This is a genomic window from Streptomyces sp. SID5469, assembly GCF_009862865.1.
Taxonomy (GTDB): Bacteria; Actinomycetota; Actinomycetes; order Streptomycetales; family Streptomycetaceae; genus Streptomyces; species Streptomyces avermitilis.
Genome location: NZ_WWIN01000001.1, coordinates 3,548,790 through 3,567,277, shown reverse-complemented (window position 1 = coordinate 3,567,277; position 18,488 = coordinate 3,548,790). Strand labels below are relative to the sequence as shown.

General features: G+C 72.9%; 3 protein-coding genes. 1 reads left to right on the top strand and 2 read right to left on the bottom strand.

Annotated elements, in window-relative coordinates; translation table 11 throughout:
• Positions 1-5: 5 nt before the first annotated feature.
• Positions 6-10,847, top strand: coding sequence for a type I polyketide synthase (locus tag GTY58_RS41340; protein WP_010984327.1), 10,842 nt, complete (start codon positions 6-8; stop codon positions 10,845-10,847).
• A gap of 470 nt (positions 10,848-11,317) precedes the next feature.
• Here the strand turns inward: GTY58_RS41340 and GTY58_RS15110 are convergent, their stop codons facing one another.
• Both GTY58_RS15110 and GTY58_RS15105 read right to left on the bottom strand, forming a co-directional pair.
• Entirely contained in the window at positions 11,318-12,532 is a 1,215-nt protein-coding gene (locus GTY58_RS15110; RefSeq protein ID WP_010984326.1) for a cytochrome P450, read from the bottom strand.
• Positions 12,533-12,727: 195 nt separating this feature from the next.
• Positions 12,728-18,451, bottom strand: a complete 5,724-nt coding sequence (locus GTY58_RS15105) for a type I polyketide synthase (protein ID WP_010984325.1) — start codon at positions 18,449-18,451, stop codon at positions 12,728-12,730.
• Positions 18,452-18,488 lie beyond the last annotated feature (37 nt).

Sequence of the window (18,488 nt, the reverse complement as noted above, 5' to 3'; positions counted from 1 at the left end):
TCACGATGACCGAGGACAAACTCCGTACCTATCTGCGCCGAGTCACGGCCGAACTGCAACAGACTCGACAGCAGCTCCAGGACAGCCAGGACCGGGCGCGGGAACCGCTCGCCGTCGTGGGAATGGCCTGCCGGCTGCCCGGCGGCGTCGACTCACCTGAGCAGCTGTGGCAGATGGTGATGGACGGTGCCGACGGGGTGAGCGGATTCCCCGACGACCGGGGCTGGGACCTCTCCTCGCTCTTCGACAGCGACCCCGACCGGCCGGGGACGACGTACACCCGGGAAGGGGCGTTCCTGCGCGGCGCGGGCGACTTCGACGCCGGCTTCTTCGGGATCTCGCCGCGTGAGGCGCTGACCATGGACCCGCAGCAGCGGCTGCTCCTGGAAACGTCGTGGGAGGCGCTGGAACGGGCGGGCATCGACCCGCACACGCTGCGGGGCAGCCGAACGGGGGTGTTCGTCGGCGGTACGGCCATCGAGCACACGGTCAAGCTGATGAACTCGCCGACCGACCAGGGATACGCGATCACGGGCGGCTCGGCGAGCGTGATGTCCGGCCGGGTGTCCTACGTACTCGGTCTGGAGGGCCCCGCACTCACGGTCGACACGGCGTGCTCGTCCTCGCTGGTCGCCCTGCACTCCGCCGCTCAGTCACTCCGCCAGGGGGACTGCTCACTGGCACTGGCCGGCGGCGTCGCGGTCATGGCCACCTCCTCGGCGTTCGTGACCTTCGCCCGGCAGCGCGGCCTGGCCGCGGACGGCCGGTGCAAGGCCTTCTCCGACGACGCGGACGGGATCGGCTGGGGCGAGGGCGCCGCCGTCGTCCTGCTGGAACGCCTTGCGGACGCGCGGCGCAACGGTCACCCCGTCCTGGCGGTGATCCGCGGGTCGGCGGTGAACCAGGACGGCGCGTCGAACGGTCTGAGCGCGCCGAACGGTCCCTCGCAGCAGCGGGTGATCCGGCAGGCGGTCGCCAACGCCGGACTGGCGCTGGCGGACGTGGACATGGTGGAGGCGCACGGCACGGGGACGTCGCTCGGCGACCCGATCGAGGCACAGGCGCTGCTGGCCACGTACGGCCAGGACCGGCACGACGGCCGGCCGCTCTGGCTCGGCTCGCTCAAGTCGAACATCGCGCACACCCAGGCCGTCTCCGGTGTCGCCGGTGTGATCAAGACCGTGCTCGCGCTGCGGAACGGCGTACTGCCCAAGACCCTGCACGTCGGGAAGCCCAGCACCCAGGTGGACTGGTCGGCGGGTGCGGTGGAGCTGCTGACGGAGGGGCGGGAGTGGCCCGAGACGGGCGGTCCGCGCCGGGCGGGCGTGTCCTCGTTCGGTATCAGCGGCACGAACGCCCACGTGATCCTCGAGCAGGCCCCCGAGGAGGACTCCGCCGAGCCGCAGCCGGTCGACGCGCCGGAGCCGCCCCTCACCACGAGCCCCGCCACCGTGCCGTGGCTGATCTCCGGGCAGACGGAGGCGGCCCTGCGGGCGCAGGCCGGACGACTTCAGGCACACCTCGACGCCCACCCCGGCCTCGGAACCGCGGACGTGGCCCACTCACTCCTGGCGAGCCGGTCGAAACTCGCGCATCGCGCGGTGCTGTTCGCCGGACAGGGCGCACGTAGCGGAGACCGGCCCACCGGACTCACCGCCCTCGCGGACGGACTCGACGTGCCCGGCCTGGTCCGGGGAACCGGCGACGCCGGAACCGGTGTGGTGTTCGTGTTCCCGGGTCAGGGGTCGCAGTGGGTGGGGATGGGGCGGGATTTGTGGGACGCCTCGCCGGTGTTCCGTGCGCGGATGGAGGAGTGCGGCCAGGCGCTGAGTCCGTACGTCGACTGGTCGCTGAGGAATGTGGTGTTCCGGGACGCGGGGGATCCGTTGTGGTCCCGGGTGGATGTGGTGCAGCCGGTGCTGTGGGCGGTGATGGTGTCGCTGGCGGCGGTGTGGCGTTCGTTCGGGGTGGAGCCGGCCGCGGTCGTGGGGCATTCGCAGGGTGAGGTCGCTGCGGCGTGTGTGGCGGGTGGTCTGTCGCTGGAGGATGGGGCGCGGGTGGTGGCCGTGCGGTCGCGGCTGGTGCTGGAGAAGCTGTCCGGCAAGGGCGGGATGGTGTCCGTTGCGCTGCCGGTGGAGGGCGTCGAGGAGCGTCTCGCCCGGTTCGAGGGCCGGATCGGTGTCGCGGCCGTCAACGGGCCCGGCTCCGCCGTCGTCTCCGGTGAGCCCGACGCACTCGACGAACTCCTCGCGGAATGTGAGGAGTCGGGGGTGCGGGCCCGTCGTATCGCGGTGGACTACGCCTCCCACTCCGCGCAGGTGGATGCCCTCAACGACGACCTGCTCGCCGAACTCGCCGACATCCGGCCCAAGTCGTCCGCCGTCGCCTTCTACTCGACGGTGACCGGGGAGCGGCTGGACACCTCCGGGCTCGACGCGCGGTACTGGGTGACGAATCTGCGGGAGCGGGTCCGGTTCGAGCCGGTGGTGCGGCTGCTCGCCGAACAGGAATACCAGGTCTTCGTCGAGTCCAGCCCCCACCCCGTACTGACCGTGGCGATCCAGGAAACCCAGGAAGGCGTGTTCGGCACCGGTACCGCTGTGGGGTCGCTGCGCCGTGACGAGGGCGGTGCGGACCGCTTCCTGACGTCGCTCGCGGAGGCTTACGTGGCGGGCGCTCCCGTCGACTGGTCGGTGCTGTTCGCCGGGATGCCGGTGCGCCGGGTCGATCTGCCGACGTACGCCTTCCAGCACGAGCGCTACTGGATCGAGGACGTGGTGGCGCCCGGTGCGGACGGCGTCGTCGATCCGGTGGACGCGGCCTTCTGGGGCGCGGTGGAGAACGCGGACCTCCAAGGCATGGCCGCGCTCGTCGACGGCGCGGAGCCTGAGGTGTGGGAGCCGGTGGTCCCGGCGTTGTCGGCTTGGCGCCGGGGGCGTCAGGAGCGGTCGGTGCTGGATTCGTGGCGGTATCGGACGGTGTGGCGTTCGGTGACGGTGCCGTCGGTGGGCCGGTTGTCGGGGACGTGGCTGGTGGTGACGCCGGGTGGCGCGGGGCCGGTCGAGGAGGTCCGGCGGGCGCTGGAGGCGGCCGGCGCCGAGGTCGTCGTACTGGCGTGGGAGGCGGAGGAGGGCCGTGAGGCTCTGGCCGGGCGCCTTACCGGAGCCGGTGAGGTGTCGGGTGTGGTGTCGCTGTTGGGTTGGGATGAGGAGGCCGCGCCTGTCGCGACGGTGACGCTCGTCCAGGCTTTGGCGGATGCCGGGGTCGAGGCGCCGTTGTGGGTGTTGACGCAGGGTGCCGCGTCGGTGGGTGCGGAGGATGTGGTGCACCCGGTGCAGACGCAGGTGTGGGCGCTGGGTCAGGTGGCCGGTCTGGAGCAGCCGGGCAGTTGGGGTGGTCTGGTCGATGTGCCGGGGGTGTGGGACGAGCGGGTTGCTTCCGGGCTGACTGCCGTGTTGGCGGCGGGGGAGGGTGAGGATCAGGTAGCGGTGCGGTCGTCGGGTGCGTATGCCCGGCGTCTGGTGCGGGCTCCGCTGGGTGCGAACCCGGCACCCGTACGCGACTGGAACCCTCACGGCACGGTGCTGATCACCGGCGGCACCGGTGGCATCGGTGCGCATCTGGCCCGTTGGCTGGCGAAGGAGGGCGCCGAGCGTCTGCTGCTGGTCAGCCGTAGTGGCGAGCAGGCAGAAGGTGCTGCCGAACTGGCCACGGAGTTGGGCGGTTTGGGTGCGGAGGTGACGTTCGCCGCGTGCGACGTGAGCGACCGCGACGCCCTCGGCCACGTGATCGCCGGCATCCCGGCGGAGCACCCCCTCACCGCCGTCTTCCACACCGCCGGCGTATCCGGTTACGCGGAACTCGCCACCGCCACCCCCGAGCACTACGAGACGGTCCTTTCCGCCAAGACGCGGGGCGCCCGCAACCTCGACGCCCTGACCGCGGAGCTGACCCTGGAGGCGTTCGTCCTGTTCTCCTCCGGCGCCGCCGTGTGGGGCAGCGCGGGAACCGGTGCGTACGCCGCGGCGAACGCCTATCTGGACGGGCTGGCGTGGAACCGGCGGGCGCGCGGTCTGGTCGCGACGTCCGTGTCGTGGGGCGGCTGGAAAGCCACCGGCATGGCGGCCGACGGCACCGAGGAGCAGTTGGCGCGCCGCGGTGTGCGGGCGATGGAACCGGCACTGGCCATCAAGGCCCTGCGACAGGCGCTGGAGCAGGACGAGACGGCGCTGACCGTCACCGACATGGACTGGGCGCGCTTCACCCCCGGCTACACCATCGCCCGGCGCCGCCCGCTGATCGAGGACATCCCCGAAGTCGCCCGCGCGCTGAGCGAGGACTCCGAGCCCGCGCCCGACGACGGCACCGACTCCGCCCTGCGCCAGACCCTGGCCGGGCTCACCGCCCCCGAACAGCACGACCGGCTGCTCGAACTCGTCCGCTCCGAAGCGGCGACCGTGCTCACCCACCGGACGACGGACGACATCACGGCCGGGCGGCCGTTCCGGGACCTCGGATTCGACTCCCTGACCGCGATGGAACTGCGCAACCGGCTGAACACGGCCACCGGCCTGCGCCTGCCCGCCACCCTCGTCTTCGACCACCCCACACCGCAGCGTCTCGCCGGGCACCTGCACGAGAAGCTCTTCGACAGCGCCACGGAGACGGCACTGCCGGTCCTGCGGACGACCGACGACGACCCGATCGTGATCGTGGGCATGGCCTGCCGCTTCCCCGGCGGGGTGCGCGGTCCCGAGGACCTCTGGCGTCTGCTCGTCGACAGCCGCGACGAGATGACGGACTTCCCCGCCGACCGAGGCTGGCACGGCCTGGCCATGAACGCCTTCATCGAGGAGTCCGGCGGAGCCCGGCAGGGTGCCTTCCTGGCCGAGGCCGGCGACTTCGACGCGGCGTTCTTCGGGATCTCGCCGCGTGAGGCACTGGCGATGGATCCGCAGCAGCGGTTGTTGCTGGAGACCTCGTGGGAGGCGCTGGAACGCGCCGGGTTCGATCCGGTCGGCCTGCGCGGCAGCCGCACCGGCGTCTTCGTCGGCGGCACCCCGCAGGAGTACACGACCGTCCTGATGAACTCGTCCGAGGCAGGCGGCGGTTACGCCCTCACCGGGGCGTCGGGCAGCGTGATGTCGGGCCGGGTCGCCTATGCCCTGGGCCTGGAGGGCCCGGCCGTCACGGTCGACACCGCGTGCTCCTCCTCGCTGGTCAGCCTGCACCTGGCAGGGCAGGCGCTGCGGGGCGGCGAGTGCGACCTGGCGCTGGTCGGCGGTGTGACCGTCATGGCCACGCCGGGAGCCTTCGTCGAGTTCTCGCGGCAGGGCGGTCTCGCGGGAGACGGCCGGTGCAAGGCGTTCGCCGCCGGTGCCGACGGCACGGGCTGGGGCGAGGGTGTCGGGATGCTGGCCGTGCAGCGGCTTTCGGACGCGGTGCGGGACGGGCGTCCGGTGCTGGCGGTGGTGCGGGGTTCGGCGGTGAACTCGGACGGTGCGTCGAACGGTCTGACGGCGCCGAACGGTCCGTCGCAGCAGCGGGTGATCCGGCAGGCGCTCGCTTCGGCCGGGTTGTCGGCGGCGGACGTGGACATGGTGGAGGCGCACGGCACGGGGACGTCGCTCGGCGACCCGATCGAGGCACAGGCGTTGCTGGCGACGTACGGTCAGGACCGTCCGGCGGACCGTCCGCTGTGGCTGGGTTCGGTGAAGTCGAACATCGGCCACACCCAGTACGCCGCCGGTGTCGCCGGTGTCATCAAGTCCGTACTGGCCCTGCGCAACGGCCTGTTGCCCAAGACCCTGCACGTGGACGAGCCGACCCCCGAGGTGGACTGGTCCGCGGGCGCGGTGGAGCTGCTGACGGAGGGGCGGGAGTGGCCGGAGACCGACGGGCCGCGCCGGGCGGGCGTGTCCTCGTTCGGGATCAGCGGCACGAACGCGCACGTGATTCTGGAGCAGGCGCCGTCGGTCGAGGAACGGACGCCGGTGTCTGCGGTTGACGGGTTGCTGGTGCCGTGGGTGGTGTCGGCGCGGTCGGAGGAGGCGTTGCGGGCGCAGGCCCGACGGCTTGCCGACCACGTACGGGGGAGCGATCTGCGGCCGGCCGACGTGGGTCTGTCGTTGGCGGTGACGCGTGCGGGTCTGGAGCACCGGGCTGTTCTGACGGGGCGGGATCGGGAGGACTTCCTGGTCCAGTTGGCCGCGTTGGCGGAGGGTGCGGGCGCGGCGGGGATGGTGCGGGGTGTGGCCGGGGAGGGCGGGACGGCGTTCCTGTTCACCGGTCAGGGTGCGCAGCGGCTTGGTATGGGGCGTGAGCTGTACGAGCGTTTCCCGGTGTTCGCGGCTGCGTTCGACGGGGTGTGTGCGCAGTTGGATCTGTTGCTGGAGCGGCCGGTGAAGGAGGTCGTGTTCACCGATGCGCCGGCGTTGGACCGGACGGTGTTCACGCAGGCCGGTTTGTTCGCGTTGGAGGTGGCGCTGTTCGAGCTGGTGGGTTCGTGGGGTGTGCGGGCGGATGTGCTGCTGGGGCATTCGATCGGTGAGCTGGCGGCGGCGTATGTGGCGGGGGTGTGGTCGCTGGCGGATGCGTGCCGGATCGTGGCGGCGCGGGGCCGGTTGATGCAGGCGCTGCCGGAGGGCGGTGCGATGGTCGCTGTCGAGGCGGCCGAGGACGAGCTGCCGGTGCTTCCCGGGGGTGTGTCGGTGGCTGCGGTGAACGGGCCCCGTTCGCTGGTGCTGTCCGGTGATGAGGAGCCGGTGACCGCGCTCGCCCAAGCGTTTGCTGAACAGGGCAGGCGGACCAAGCAGTTGGCGGTCAGTCACGCCTTCCACTCCGCGCGGATGGAGCCGATGCTGGCGGAGTTCGCGGAGACGCTCGCCGCGGTGGAGTTCCGTCCGCCGCGTATCCCGGTGGTGTCGAATGTGACGGGTGGGATGGCGGACGCCGAGTTCACCACTCCCGCCTACTGGGTGCGGCATGTGCGGGAGGCCGTTCGTTTCGCCGATGGTGTGGCGACGGTGCTGGCGCGGGGTGTGGACAGGTTCCTCGAGCTGGGTCCGCGGGGTGCGCTGACCGCGATGGCCGAGGAGACCCTCGACCACACCGGCGCCGACGCCGTGTGCGTGCCCGTACTGCACCCCGAACGCCCCGAAGCGGACTGCCTGACCCTCGCGCTCGGCCGGATCCACGCGAGCGGTGCCCCGGTCGACTGGTCCGGGCTGTTCGCCGGCACCGGCGCCCGCACCGTCGGACTGCCCACCTACGCCTTCCAGCACAAGCGCTACTGGCTGGACTCGCGCACGACCGGCAGCGGCGACCCCGCGAGCATCGGACTGACGGCGACCGGACACCCGCTGCTCGGCGCCGGAGTGGCGCTGCCCGACTCGGACGGATTCCTGTTCACCGGCAGGCTCTCCCTGGCCACGCAGCCCTGGATCACCGATCACGCGATGCTGGGCACCGCGCTGCTGCCGGGTACCGCGTTCGTGGAACTCGCGCTGCGCGCCGGCGGACAGGTGGGCTGCGAGCTGATCGAGGAACTCACCCTGGAGGCACCACTGGTGCTGGGCGAGCAGGGCGGTCGCGCCGTCCAGGTGCTGGTCGGCGGCCTCGACGAGACCGGCCGGCGCGCCATCACCCTGCACTCGAGGCCCGACGGCGAAGGCGACGACCAGCCCTGGCTGAGGCACGCCAGCGGCGTACTCGCCGAGAACACGGGAGCGGAACCCGACGCGGAGCCGATGACGGTATGGCCGCCCGACGGCTCCACCGCCGTCGCCGTCGAGGACTTCTACCCGGACATGGCCGAGGCCGGATTCACCTACGGCCCGGTCTTCCAGGGCCTGCGGGCACTGTGGACCAAGGACGGAGACCTGTACGCCGAGGTTCGGCTCCCCGAGGAGGCGGGCGACGCCGACAGCGGTTTCGGAGTGCACCCGGCCCTGCTGGACGCCGCACTCCAGCCACTCGCCCTGGGCGTCCTCGGCGGCACCCCCGACCGGGAGGCGGTCAAGGGAGGCATGCCGTTCGCCTGGACCGGAGTACGACTGCACGCCACCCACGCCACCGTCGCCCGCGTCCACCTCGCTCCGGTGGGCCGGGGCGAAGTGTCCGTCCTGGTCAACGACGAGTCAGGACTGCCGATCGCCACGGTCGGGTCGCTCACGATGCGGGACCCCGCGCTGGAACAGTTCACCGCCTCCGCACCCCGCCAGGACGCGCTGTTCGACCTGAAGTGGACCCCGGTGCCCCTCGGCTCCCGAGAGGTCTCCGGCGAATGGGCGATGCTCGGCTTCGACCCGCTGGAGATCCGCCCGCGGCTCGTCGAAGCCGGCCTGACCGGGACGCCGTACCTCGACCCGCAATCCCTGATCGACACCGTGGAGTCGGGCAAGCCCGCCCCCTCCGTGGTGGCGATGTCCTGCTTCGGCGGGGACCAGGGCGGCATCGTCGCCGCCACCCATGACGCCGTACACCGGGTACTGGAGGTCATTCAGCACTGGCTCGCCGACGAACGCCTCACAGGCTCCAAGCTGTTGCTGCTGACCCGGGGCGCCGTCCCGGCCGCCGGCACGGACCGTACCGAGGACGTGGCGGCCTCGGCCGTGTGGGGCCTGGTGCGGACGGCACAGTCGGAGCACCCGGACCGGATCGTCCTGATCGACCTCGACGACGACCCCGCCTCCTACCGGGCCCTGCCCAAGGCGCTCGGCACCGGTGAACCGCAACTCGCCCTGCGCGCCGGCTCGCCCTGCGTGCCCCGGCTGGCCAGGCACACCGGACCGGCGGACGGCGCCCCTGGCTTCGGCCCCGACGGCACCGTGCTGGTCACCGGCGGCACCGGAGCGCTCGGCGCGGTGGTCGCGCGTCACCTCGTGACCGCACACGGCGTCCGGCATCTGGTGCTGGCCGGCCGCCGCGGCGAGCGCGCGCCCGGCGCGGCCGCCCTGCTGGCCGAACTCACCGAACTCGGCGCCGACACCCGCATCCTGGCCTGCGACGTCTCGGACCGGGACGCACTCGCCGTGCTGCTGCGGGACATCCCGGCCGACCGGCCGCTGACCGCGGTCGTGCACACCGCGGGTGTGCTGGCGGACGGCACGGTCGAGTCGCTCACCCCGGACCGGTTCGACACCGTCCTGCGGGCCAAGGCCGACGCGGCCTGGCATCTGCACGAGCTGACCCAGGACGCCCCGCTGCGGGAGTTCGTGCTCTTCTCCTCGGCCGCCGGACTGCTCGGCAGCCAGGGGCAGGGCAACTACGCGGCGGCGAACTCGTTCCTGGACGCCCTCGCCGCGCACCGCCGCGAGGCCGGACTGCCCGGCACCGCCCTCGCCTGGGGCTGGTGGGAGCAGCCCGGCGGCATGGGCGGCGACCTCGGCCGGGCCGAACGCGCCCGGATGGCCCGCGGCGGGGTCACCCCCTTCACCGCCGAGTCCGGCATGGAGGCCTTCGACCGGGCCCTCGGCGCCGGCCAGGAAGCCCTCCTCGTACCGATGCGGCTGAACACCACGGCGGCGCGGGCGGCGAGCGAGCAGCAGGTACCCCCGCTGCTGCGCGGCCTGGTGCGCGCTCCGCAGCGGCGGGCCGCCCGGTCCGACGTACGGGCCACCTCGCACCTGCACGAGCAACTGGCCGCGGCGGACCAGGCGGAACGGCAGGCCCTGCTGGCCGAGCTGATCCGCGGCGAGGTCGCGCAGGTGCTCGGGCACTCCGGTGCCGAGGCGATCGAGGACGGCCACGGCTTCGTGGAGCTGGGCTTCGACTCGCTGACCTCGGTCGAACTGCGCAACCGGCTCAACGAGCGCACCGGGCTGCGCCTCGCGTCCACGGTCGTCTTCGACCATCCGACGCCCCTCGCGCTCGCCGCCGAACTCAGCGAGCAGCTGGGCACCCCGGCGGCACCGATGGCCGCCGCTCCGGCGGCGGGGCAGGCGGCCGCCGGGCCGGCCGAGGACACCGGGAGCGGCCGTGGCGCGGACGCGCTCGGCGACCTGGCGGTGATCAACGGAGTGGAGGCGCTGTACCGGCGCTCGAACGAGCTGGGCCGGCTCGACCTCGGCCACAGCGTGCTGCGGAACTCGGTCGACCTGCGGGTGAGCTTCTCCGACCCGCAGGAGGTCAAGGGCGGCCCGAGCCTCGTCCGGCTCGGTGAGGGGGCGCAGTACCCGAAGATCATCGGGTTCCCCTCACAGTCCGTGTGGGCGAGCAACCAGGAACTGGTCAGCATGGCCACGCCGTTGCGCGGAACCCGTGACGTGTGGTCGCTGATGCTCCCCGGCTTCGTCACCGGGCAGCCGGTCGCGGCCGACGTGGACGCGGCGGCCGAGTACGCCCTGCGGCTCATCGAGGAACTGGTCGACGGCGAACCGTTCGTGCTGGCCGGCCGCTCCTCCGGAGGCCGGATCGCCCACGAGGTCACGTCCAGGCTGGAGGACCGGGGACTGGCGCCCCGGGGCCTGGTCCTGATCGACAGCTACATGGCCGGCTACGACGCCACCTCGTACATCGTGCCGGTGATGGAGTCGAAGGCCGTCGAGCTGGAGAAGGACTTCGGGCAGATGACCGGGACGAGGCTCACGGCGATGGCCGCGTACTTCGGCATGTTCGAGCACTGGCAGCCCAAGGAGATCGCGACGCCGACCCTGCTCGTACGGGCCTCGGAGTGCTACGGCATCGAGCCGGGCGAGGTGCAGCCGCCGGCCGAGCAGTGGCAGGCCGCCTGGCCGCTTCCCCACGAAGCGATCGACGTGCCGGGCAACCACTACACGATGCTGGAGGGCAACGGAGACGTCACGGCGGCCGCCGTGCACGAGTGGCTGACGCGCCACGAGGCGTAGGCCCCTCCTCCGGCCGACGGGCCGTGCTCCTTCACCGGAGCACGGCCCGTCGCATACACCGGTACGCCGGCACGCGGGCATGCCGGGTGCCCGCGCTGAGGGGGAGCGGGGGGCAGGGCGGGAGCCGACGGCTCATGCCCTGCGGCTCGTGCCCTGCGGCTCGTGCCCTGCGGCTCGGGGCCGCCAGCTACCGACCTGCGGCTCCTGCCCGCCGACTCCTGGCCGCCGGCTCGTGCCCGGCAGGGCGCTGGCCTCCGCCCGACGACTCCAACCCTGGGGCCGCTCCAGCCCGTTGACCTCTCCACCGGCTCCCGCCCGGCGACCCCCGCCCGGCGGCTCACGCCCGGCGACTCCTACCCTGCGGCTCCCGCCCACTGTCCTCTGTCCTCTGCCGGCAGGCAGAAGTCAGCGGGCCCAGCAGGTTGGTGAACCTGCTGGGCCCGCTGGTCGCCGCGGTGCGGTGCCGGATGTCACCAGGTGATGGGCAGGCTCTCGAGGCCGCGGATGATCGACGCGGACTTGAGCCGCAGCTCCGACTCCGGCACCGCGAGCCGCACCTGGGGCATCCGGTCCAGGATCGCGCCGAGCGCCTCCTGGAGCTCGATGCGGGCGAGCTGCGCCCCGAGGCAGTGGTGGATACCGGCGCCGAAGGCCAGATGCGGATTGTTCTCCCGCGTCACGTTCAGCCGCTCGCCGTCCTCGAACACCTCGGGGTCCCGGTTCGCGGTGGCGACCGCGGGCAGGACCACCGCGCCGGCGGGCAGCACCTGGCCGCCGCTCAGCTCCACCTCCGCCGTGGTGAGCCGGGGAATGATGCCGCCGGTCGTGGTGAGCGGAACGAAGCGGAGCAGCTCGTCGACGGCCTTCGGGATCGCCTCGCGGTTGTCCCGCAGCTTGTCGAGCTCCTCGGGATTGTGCAGCAGCGTCACCAGGAACATGCTGATCTGGTTGGCGGTCGTCTCGTGGCCCGCGCTGAGAATGCCGATGCTCAGCGCGATGATCTCGCGCTCGGTGAGCGTGCTGTCCCCGTCGCTGATCGCGATCAGCTCACTGATCAGGTCGTCGGCGGGATTCTCCCGCTTCACCGCGATGAGTTCGCCGAAGTAGTTCACCAACGAGACCGTCGCGGCCTCCTTCTCCACCACCTGCTGCCAGTCCCCGAGCAGCGCGTTCGACCAGGCGTGGAAGGTGTCCTGGTCCCCGGCCGGTACGCCGAGGAGTTCGCAGATCACCCGGACCGGCAGCGGCACGGAGAAGTTCTTGACCAGGTCCACCGGGCGGGGCAGCGTCTCCAGCTCGTCGAGCAGCTGGCCGACCAACTCCGTGATGCGGGGCCGCAGCGTCTCCACCCGCCTCGCGGTGAACGCCTTGGTCACCAGCTTGCGCAGCCGCGTGTGCTCCGGCGCGTCCATGCCGACGAGCGACTCGTTCATCAGCTTGCCGGTCTCGGTCTCCGACATCGCGGCGGCCGCGGTGGCCATCACCTTGCTGCTGAACCGGGAGTCGACCAGCACCTTGCGGACATCGGCGTGCTTGGTCACCATCCATCCGCTGATGCCGTCGGGGAACTTCACCTCCACCACGGACTGGCCGTCGCGGATCTCCGCCAGCTCGGGAGGCAGCTCGCAGACCGACGGCGGGTCGGGGAACGGGAACGCGATGGGCTCGGAAGGCGCTTCGGCCATGGAAAGCTCTCCAGATTCGTGAGGGTTGTCAGACGTGGCGAGGGTTATCAGACGTGGCGAGGGTTGTCGGACATGGCGAGGGTTGTCGGACGTGGCGAGGGTTCACAGGCCTCCGTGCGTGCAGGCTATGCACGCCCCGCCCCTAGCCCCGTCCCCTATGGGGCCCCACTCGCACAACGTGCCGGACGGGCCCGGCTATTGAGCGGTGGTGCTCGCGGTGGAGCTCGCGGTGGTGCTCCTGGCCATGGCGAGCAGCGCGGCCACGTCCATGGACTTGATCTCGTCGCTGCGGTCGGCCGCCTCCGGCTGCGCCCCGCCGTCGTCGGCGAGGGCCAGCAGCGTGTCGAGCAGTCCGTGCTCGCGCAGCCGGGCGAGCGGGATGGACAGCAGGGTGCGGCGCACGGCCGCCTCCCGGTCGTCCTCGGGCCGCGCGGCCGGTTCGGTGCCGTCCGGGACCAGCTTCCCCGCCAGCAACTCCACCAGTTCGCCCAGCGTCGGATAGTCGAAGACCAGGCTCACGGGCAGTCGGAGTCCGGTCGCCGCGTTCAGCCGGTTGCGCAGCTCCACCGCGGTCAGTGAGGTGAAGCCGAGGTCGCGGAACGGCCGGTCCGTCTCGATCCGGTCCGAGGAGGCGTGCCCGAGCACGGCGGCGATCCGGTCGCGTACGAGGGCCAGCAGGGTCTCCTGCCGCTCGACCGGCATCAGCTCCGCGAGCCGACGCCGCAGTTGGGCGCCCGAGTCCTGACCGCCGGCCTCCGCCGTCCGCCGGGCCGGGCCGCGGAAGAGCCCCCGGAGCACCGGCGGCAGGGAGCCGGCGGCGGCCTGGGCGCGCAGCGCGGCCCCGTTGAGGCGAGCGGGGAACACCACGGGCTCGGCGCAGCGCCAGCCGAGGTCGAACAGGGCGAGGCCCTCGTCGGAGGGCAGCGCGGACACCCCGCGCATGGGAGTGCCCGCCGAGGCCGCGTCGGTCAGACCGCCGCCCATGCCGCGCTCGGCCGCCCACAGCCCCCAGCCCAGCGAGGTGGCCGGCAGACCGCGCCCGCGCCGGTGCCGGGCGAGCGCGTCCAGGAACGTGTTGGCGGCCGCGTAGTTGCCCTGCCCGGTGCCGCCGAGGGTGCCCGCGATCGAGGAGAACAGGACGAAGGCGGACAGGTCCAGGCCCTCGGTCAGCTCGTGCAGATGCACCGCCGCGTCCACCTTGGCGCGGAAGACCCGGTCGATCAGCTCCGGGGTCAGCGCTGCCAGCAGCGCGTTCTCGGCGGTTCCGGCGCAGTGCACCACCGCGGTCAGCGGATGTGCGGCGGGAATCCCGGCGAGTACGGCGGCCAGCGCCTCGCGGTCCGCGGCGTCGCAGGCGACCAGCGTCACCGTGGCGCCCAGCTTCTCCAGCCGGCCGACCAGCTCCTCGGCGCCCTCCGCCTCCGGGCCGCGCCGGCTCAGCAGCAACAGGTGGCGTACGCCGTGCCGTTCGGCGAGATGGCCGGCGACCAGCGTGCCCAGACCGCCCGTCGCCCCGGTCACGAGCACCGTGCGGGACGGGTCGAGCGCGTCGAGTCCCGTACCGGGCACGTCGAGTCCCGTACCGGGCACGTCGTCGAGTCCCGTACCCCCCGTACCGGGCCGCGTACCGGGCGTCGGGTCGGGGAGCTCGGTGACCGCCATCCGGCTCAACCGCGGGACCAGCGCGGACCCGCCGCGCAACGCGATCTCGGGTTCTCCCGACGCGACCGCGCCCGGCACGGACCGTCCGGACTCGGGGTCGCCGTCGGTGTCCAGCAGCACGAAACGCCCCGGATTCTCCGACTGGACCGACCGCACGAGGCCCCACAGCGGGGCGGAGCCGAGGCCGGTCACCGGATCGTCCGCCGAGGTGCCCACCGCGTCCCTGGTGACCACCACCAGCGGCACCGGGGCGAGCCGTTCGTCGAGGTCCTCGGAGACCCACGCCCGCGCCGACTCCAGCACCCGCGCGGCACGTTCCCGGGCGACGGCGGGATGCCCGTCGTCGTCGCGGCCCCCGGCCGCCGGATCCAGGACGACGAAGCCGGGCACGGGGTCACCCGCGGCGACCGACGCCGCGAGCGCGTCCAGGTCGGCGTGGCACACGGCACCGGAGTCCGGGCCCGCCCACGACGGCCGGTCCCCCAGCACCGCCCAGGGCACGGCACCGACGGCGGGCAACGGAACCGGCGTCCACGTCAGGGACAGCAGCGAGGAGTGCGCGGCGGCCGGCGGCCGGGCCCCCGGCTCCGTCACGTCGACCGGCCGCAGCAGCAGCGAACCGACCGTGACGACCGGGGCACCGGTGCCGTCGGCGGCGTACAGCGACACGGCGTTCGCCCCCGCCGGCGTCAGGGTCACCCGCAAAGCGGTGGCACCGGTGGCGTGCACGGACACACCGTTCCAGGCGAACGGGCGCAGCGGCTGCCCGCCGGTGTCCAGCAGTTCGCCCAGGCCCACCGCGTGCAGCGCCGCGTCGAGCAGCGCCGGATGCAGCAGGTACTCACCCGCCTGCTCGTGCAGTTCCTGGGGGAGCCGTACCTCCGCGAAGACCTTCCGGTCCCGGGTCCAGGCAGCCCGCAGCCCATGGAAGGCGGGCCCGTAGGCGAACGGCCCGTCCGCCAACTGCCCGTACAGGTCGCCGAGTTCGACCGGCTCGGCACCGCGCGGCGGCCAGACGGCCGGTGCCGCCTCCGGTACGGGACCGGCCGGGCACAGGACGCCCGTGCCGTGCCGCGTCCAGGCGGCCGCCGCGATCTCGTCGTCCGCGCGGGCGAAGAACCCGATCTCGCGCCGCCCGGTCTCGTCCGGTGCGCTCACCGTGAGCTGGAGGTCCAGGCCACCGGTCTCGGGCAGCGTGAGGGGGGCCTGCATGGTCAGTTCCTCGATGTGCGGGCACTCGACGAGGTCGCCCGCCGTCGCGGCCAGCTCCACGAACGCGGTTCCCGGCAGCGGGACCGTGCCCATGACCCGGTGGTCGGCCAGCCAGGGGTGCTCGCGCAGGGAGACCCGGCCGGTCAGTACGAGGCCGTCGGACTCGGCGGGCTCCACGGCGGCCCCGAGCAGCGGATGTCCGGGGGAGCGCAGACCGACGGACGTCACGTCGCCGGACCCGGCGGACGGCAGGCGCAGCCAGTACCGCTGCCGCTGGAAGGCGTACGTGGGCAGGTCCACCGGCCGCGCGCCGGTGCCGTCGAACACCCGCGCCCAGTCGACGGGCGCGCCCGCGACGTACGCCTCGGCCAGCGAGGTCAGCAGCCGGCCGAGGCCTCCCTCGTCGCGGCGCACGGAGCCGGACACCTGGGCCATGACGCCCGCCGCGTCGATGACCTCTTGAACGGCCATGGTCACCACGGGATGGGGGCTGATCTCCAGCAGGTTCCGGTGCCCCTCGTCGAGGGTGGCGCGCACCGCGGCCTCGAAGGCGACGGTCTCCCGCATGTTGCGCAGCCAGTAGCGGGCGTCGAGCCCGGAGGTGTCCACCTGCTCGCCGGTCACCGTGGAGTGGAAGGCGACGGTGGACGACTTGGGCCGGATGTCGGCGAGTTCGGCGAGCAGGTCGTCGTTGAGGGCGTCGACCTGCGCGGAGTGGGAGGCGTAGTCCACCGCGATACGACGGGCCCGTACCCCCGACTCCTCACATTCCGCGAGGAGTTCGTCGAGTGCGTCGGGCTCACCGGAGACGACGACGGAGGTGGGCCCGTTGACGGCCGCGACACCGATCCGGCCCTCGAACCGCGCCAGCCGCTCCTCGACGTCCCCGACCGGCAGCGCAACGGACACCATGCCGCCCTTACCGGACAGCTTCTCCAGCACCAGCCGCGACCGCACCGCCACCACCCGGGCGCCATCCTCCAGCGACAGACCACCGGCCACGCACGCCGCAGCGACCTCACCCTGCGAATGCCCCACGACAGCGGCCGGCTCCACCCCGAACGAACGCCACACCGCCGCCAGCGAAACCATCACCGCCCACAACACCGGCTGCACCACATCCACCCGAGACCACAACGGATCCCCCGCGTCCCGGAACACCACATCCCTCAACGACCAGTCGACGTACGGACTCAGCGCCTGGCCGCACTCCTCCATCCGCGCACGGAACACCGGCGAGGCGTCCCACAACTCCCGCCCCATCCCCACCCACTGCGACCCCTGACCCGGGAACACGAACACCACACCTGACTCGGCGGCACGCCCCGCCACCACGCCGGCGCCGACGGCGGCCCCCTCGGCCACCGACCGCAACCCCGCGACCAGTTCCGTCCGGTCGGCTCCCAGCACCACCGCCCGCTGCTCGAACGCCGACCGCGTCCGCGCCAGCGCGAGGCCCACGTCCAGCGGCTCCAGGTCAGGACGCTCCGAGAGACGGTCCAGCAACCGCTGGGCCTGCGCACGCAGCGCGGCCTCACCCCGCCCGGAGATCGCCCAGGGGATCAACGGCGGCGTCACGACCGCACCGTGCTCCTCCGACTTCGACTGCGACTCCGACTCCGTCTCCGAGTCCGTTGCCGAGTCCGTCGCCCCGGCCGCTTCGGGCGCCTGCTCCAGGATCAGATGCGCGTTGGTGCCGCTGACGCCGAAGGAGGACACGGCGGCCCGGCGGGGGCGGCCGTGGCCGGGCCACGGGCGGTTCTCGGTCAGCAGTCGCACCGCACCCGAGGACCAGTCCACGTGCGGCGTCGGCTCGTCCACGTGCAGGGTCTTCGGCATGACGCCGTGCCGCAGCGCCATGACCGTCTTGATCACGCCGCTGACGCCGGCCGCGTACTGGGTGTGGCCGATGTTGGACTTGATGGAGCCCAGCCACAGGGGCCGGTCGGCCGGCCGGTCCTGGCCGTAGGTGGCCAGCAGCGCTCGTGCCTCGATGGGGTCACCGAGTTTCGTACCGGTGCCGTGCGCCTCCACCACGTCGATGTCCGCGGTGGCCAGCCCGGCGTCGTCGAGGGTGCGCAGGATGAGGCGGCGCTGCGCGGGGCCGCTGGGCGCGGTGAGGCCGTTGCTGGCCCCGTCCTGGTTGATGCCGGTCTCCCGTACGACGGCCAGCACCGGGTGTCCGGCGCGCCGGGCGTCGGAGAGCCGTTCGAGGACGAGGACACCGACCCCCTCGCCCCAGCCGGTGCCGTCGGCGTCGGACGAGAACGCCTTGCAGCGGCCGTCGGAGGCCAGCCCGCCCTGGCGGGAGAACTCGGGGAACGCGCCGGGCGTCGCGAGGACCGAGACACCGCCGGCCAGGGCCAGCGAGATCTCGTCCTTGCGCAGCGCCTGCACGGCCAGATGCATGGAGACCAGCGAGGACGAGCAGGCCGTGTCCACCGTGACCGCGGGCCCCTCCAGACCGAGCACGTACGAGACCCGGCCGGAGAGCACGCTGCTGGAGGTGCCGGTCAGCATGTAGCCGTCCAGTGCCTGCGGCGACGCGGCCAGCAGACCGGCGAAGTCCCCGCCCGTACCGCCGAAGTACACCCCGGTGACGCTGCCGCGCAGGGATCGCGGGTCCACCCCGGCCCGCTCCAGCGCCTCCCACGAGGTCTCCAGGAGCAGCCGCTGCTGGGGGTCCGTCGCGATCGCCTCGCGCGGGGAGATCCCGAAGAAGTCCGCGTCGAACTCGCCCGCGCCGTGCAGGAATCCGCCCTCCAGTGTGGTGGAGGCGCCGGACTCCTCGGCGTCGGTGCGGTACAGCCGGTCCAGGTCCCAGCCGCGGTCGTCGGGGAAGCCCGAGATCGCGTCCACGCCCTCGGACACCATGTGCCACAGGTCTTCCGGGGTCTGGGCCCCGCCGGGGAACCGGCACGCCATGCCGACGATCGCGATCGGCTCGCGCGCCTTGTCCTCGACCTCGCGCAGCCGGCGCTGGAGTCCGCGTGCCTCGGTGACGGCCCGCTTGAGGTAGTCGCGGAACTTCTCCTCGTCGGACATTCGCTACAGCTCCTTGGTGAGGTGTGCCCGGCCGATC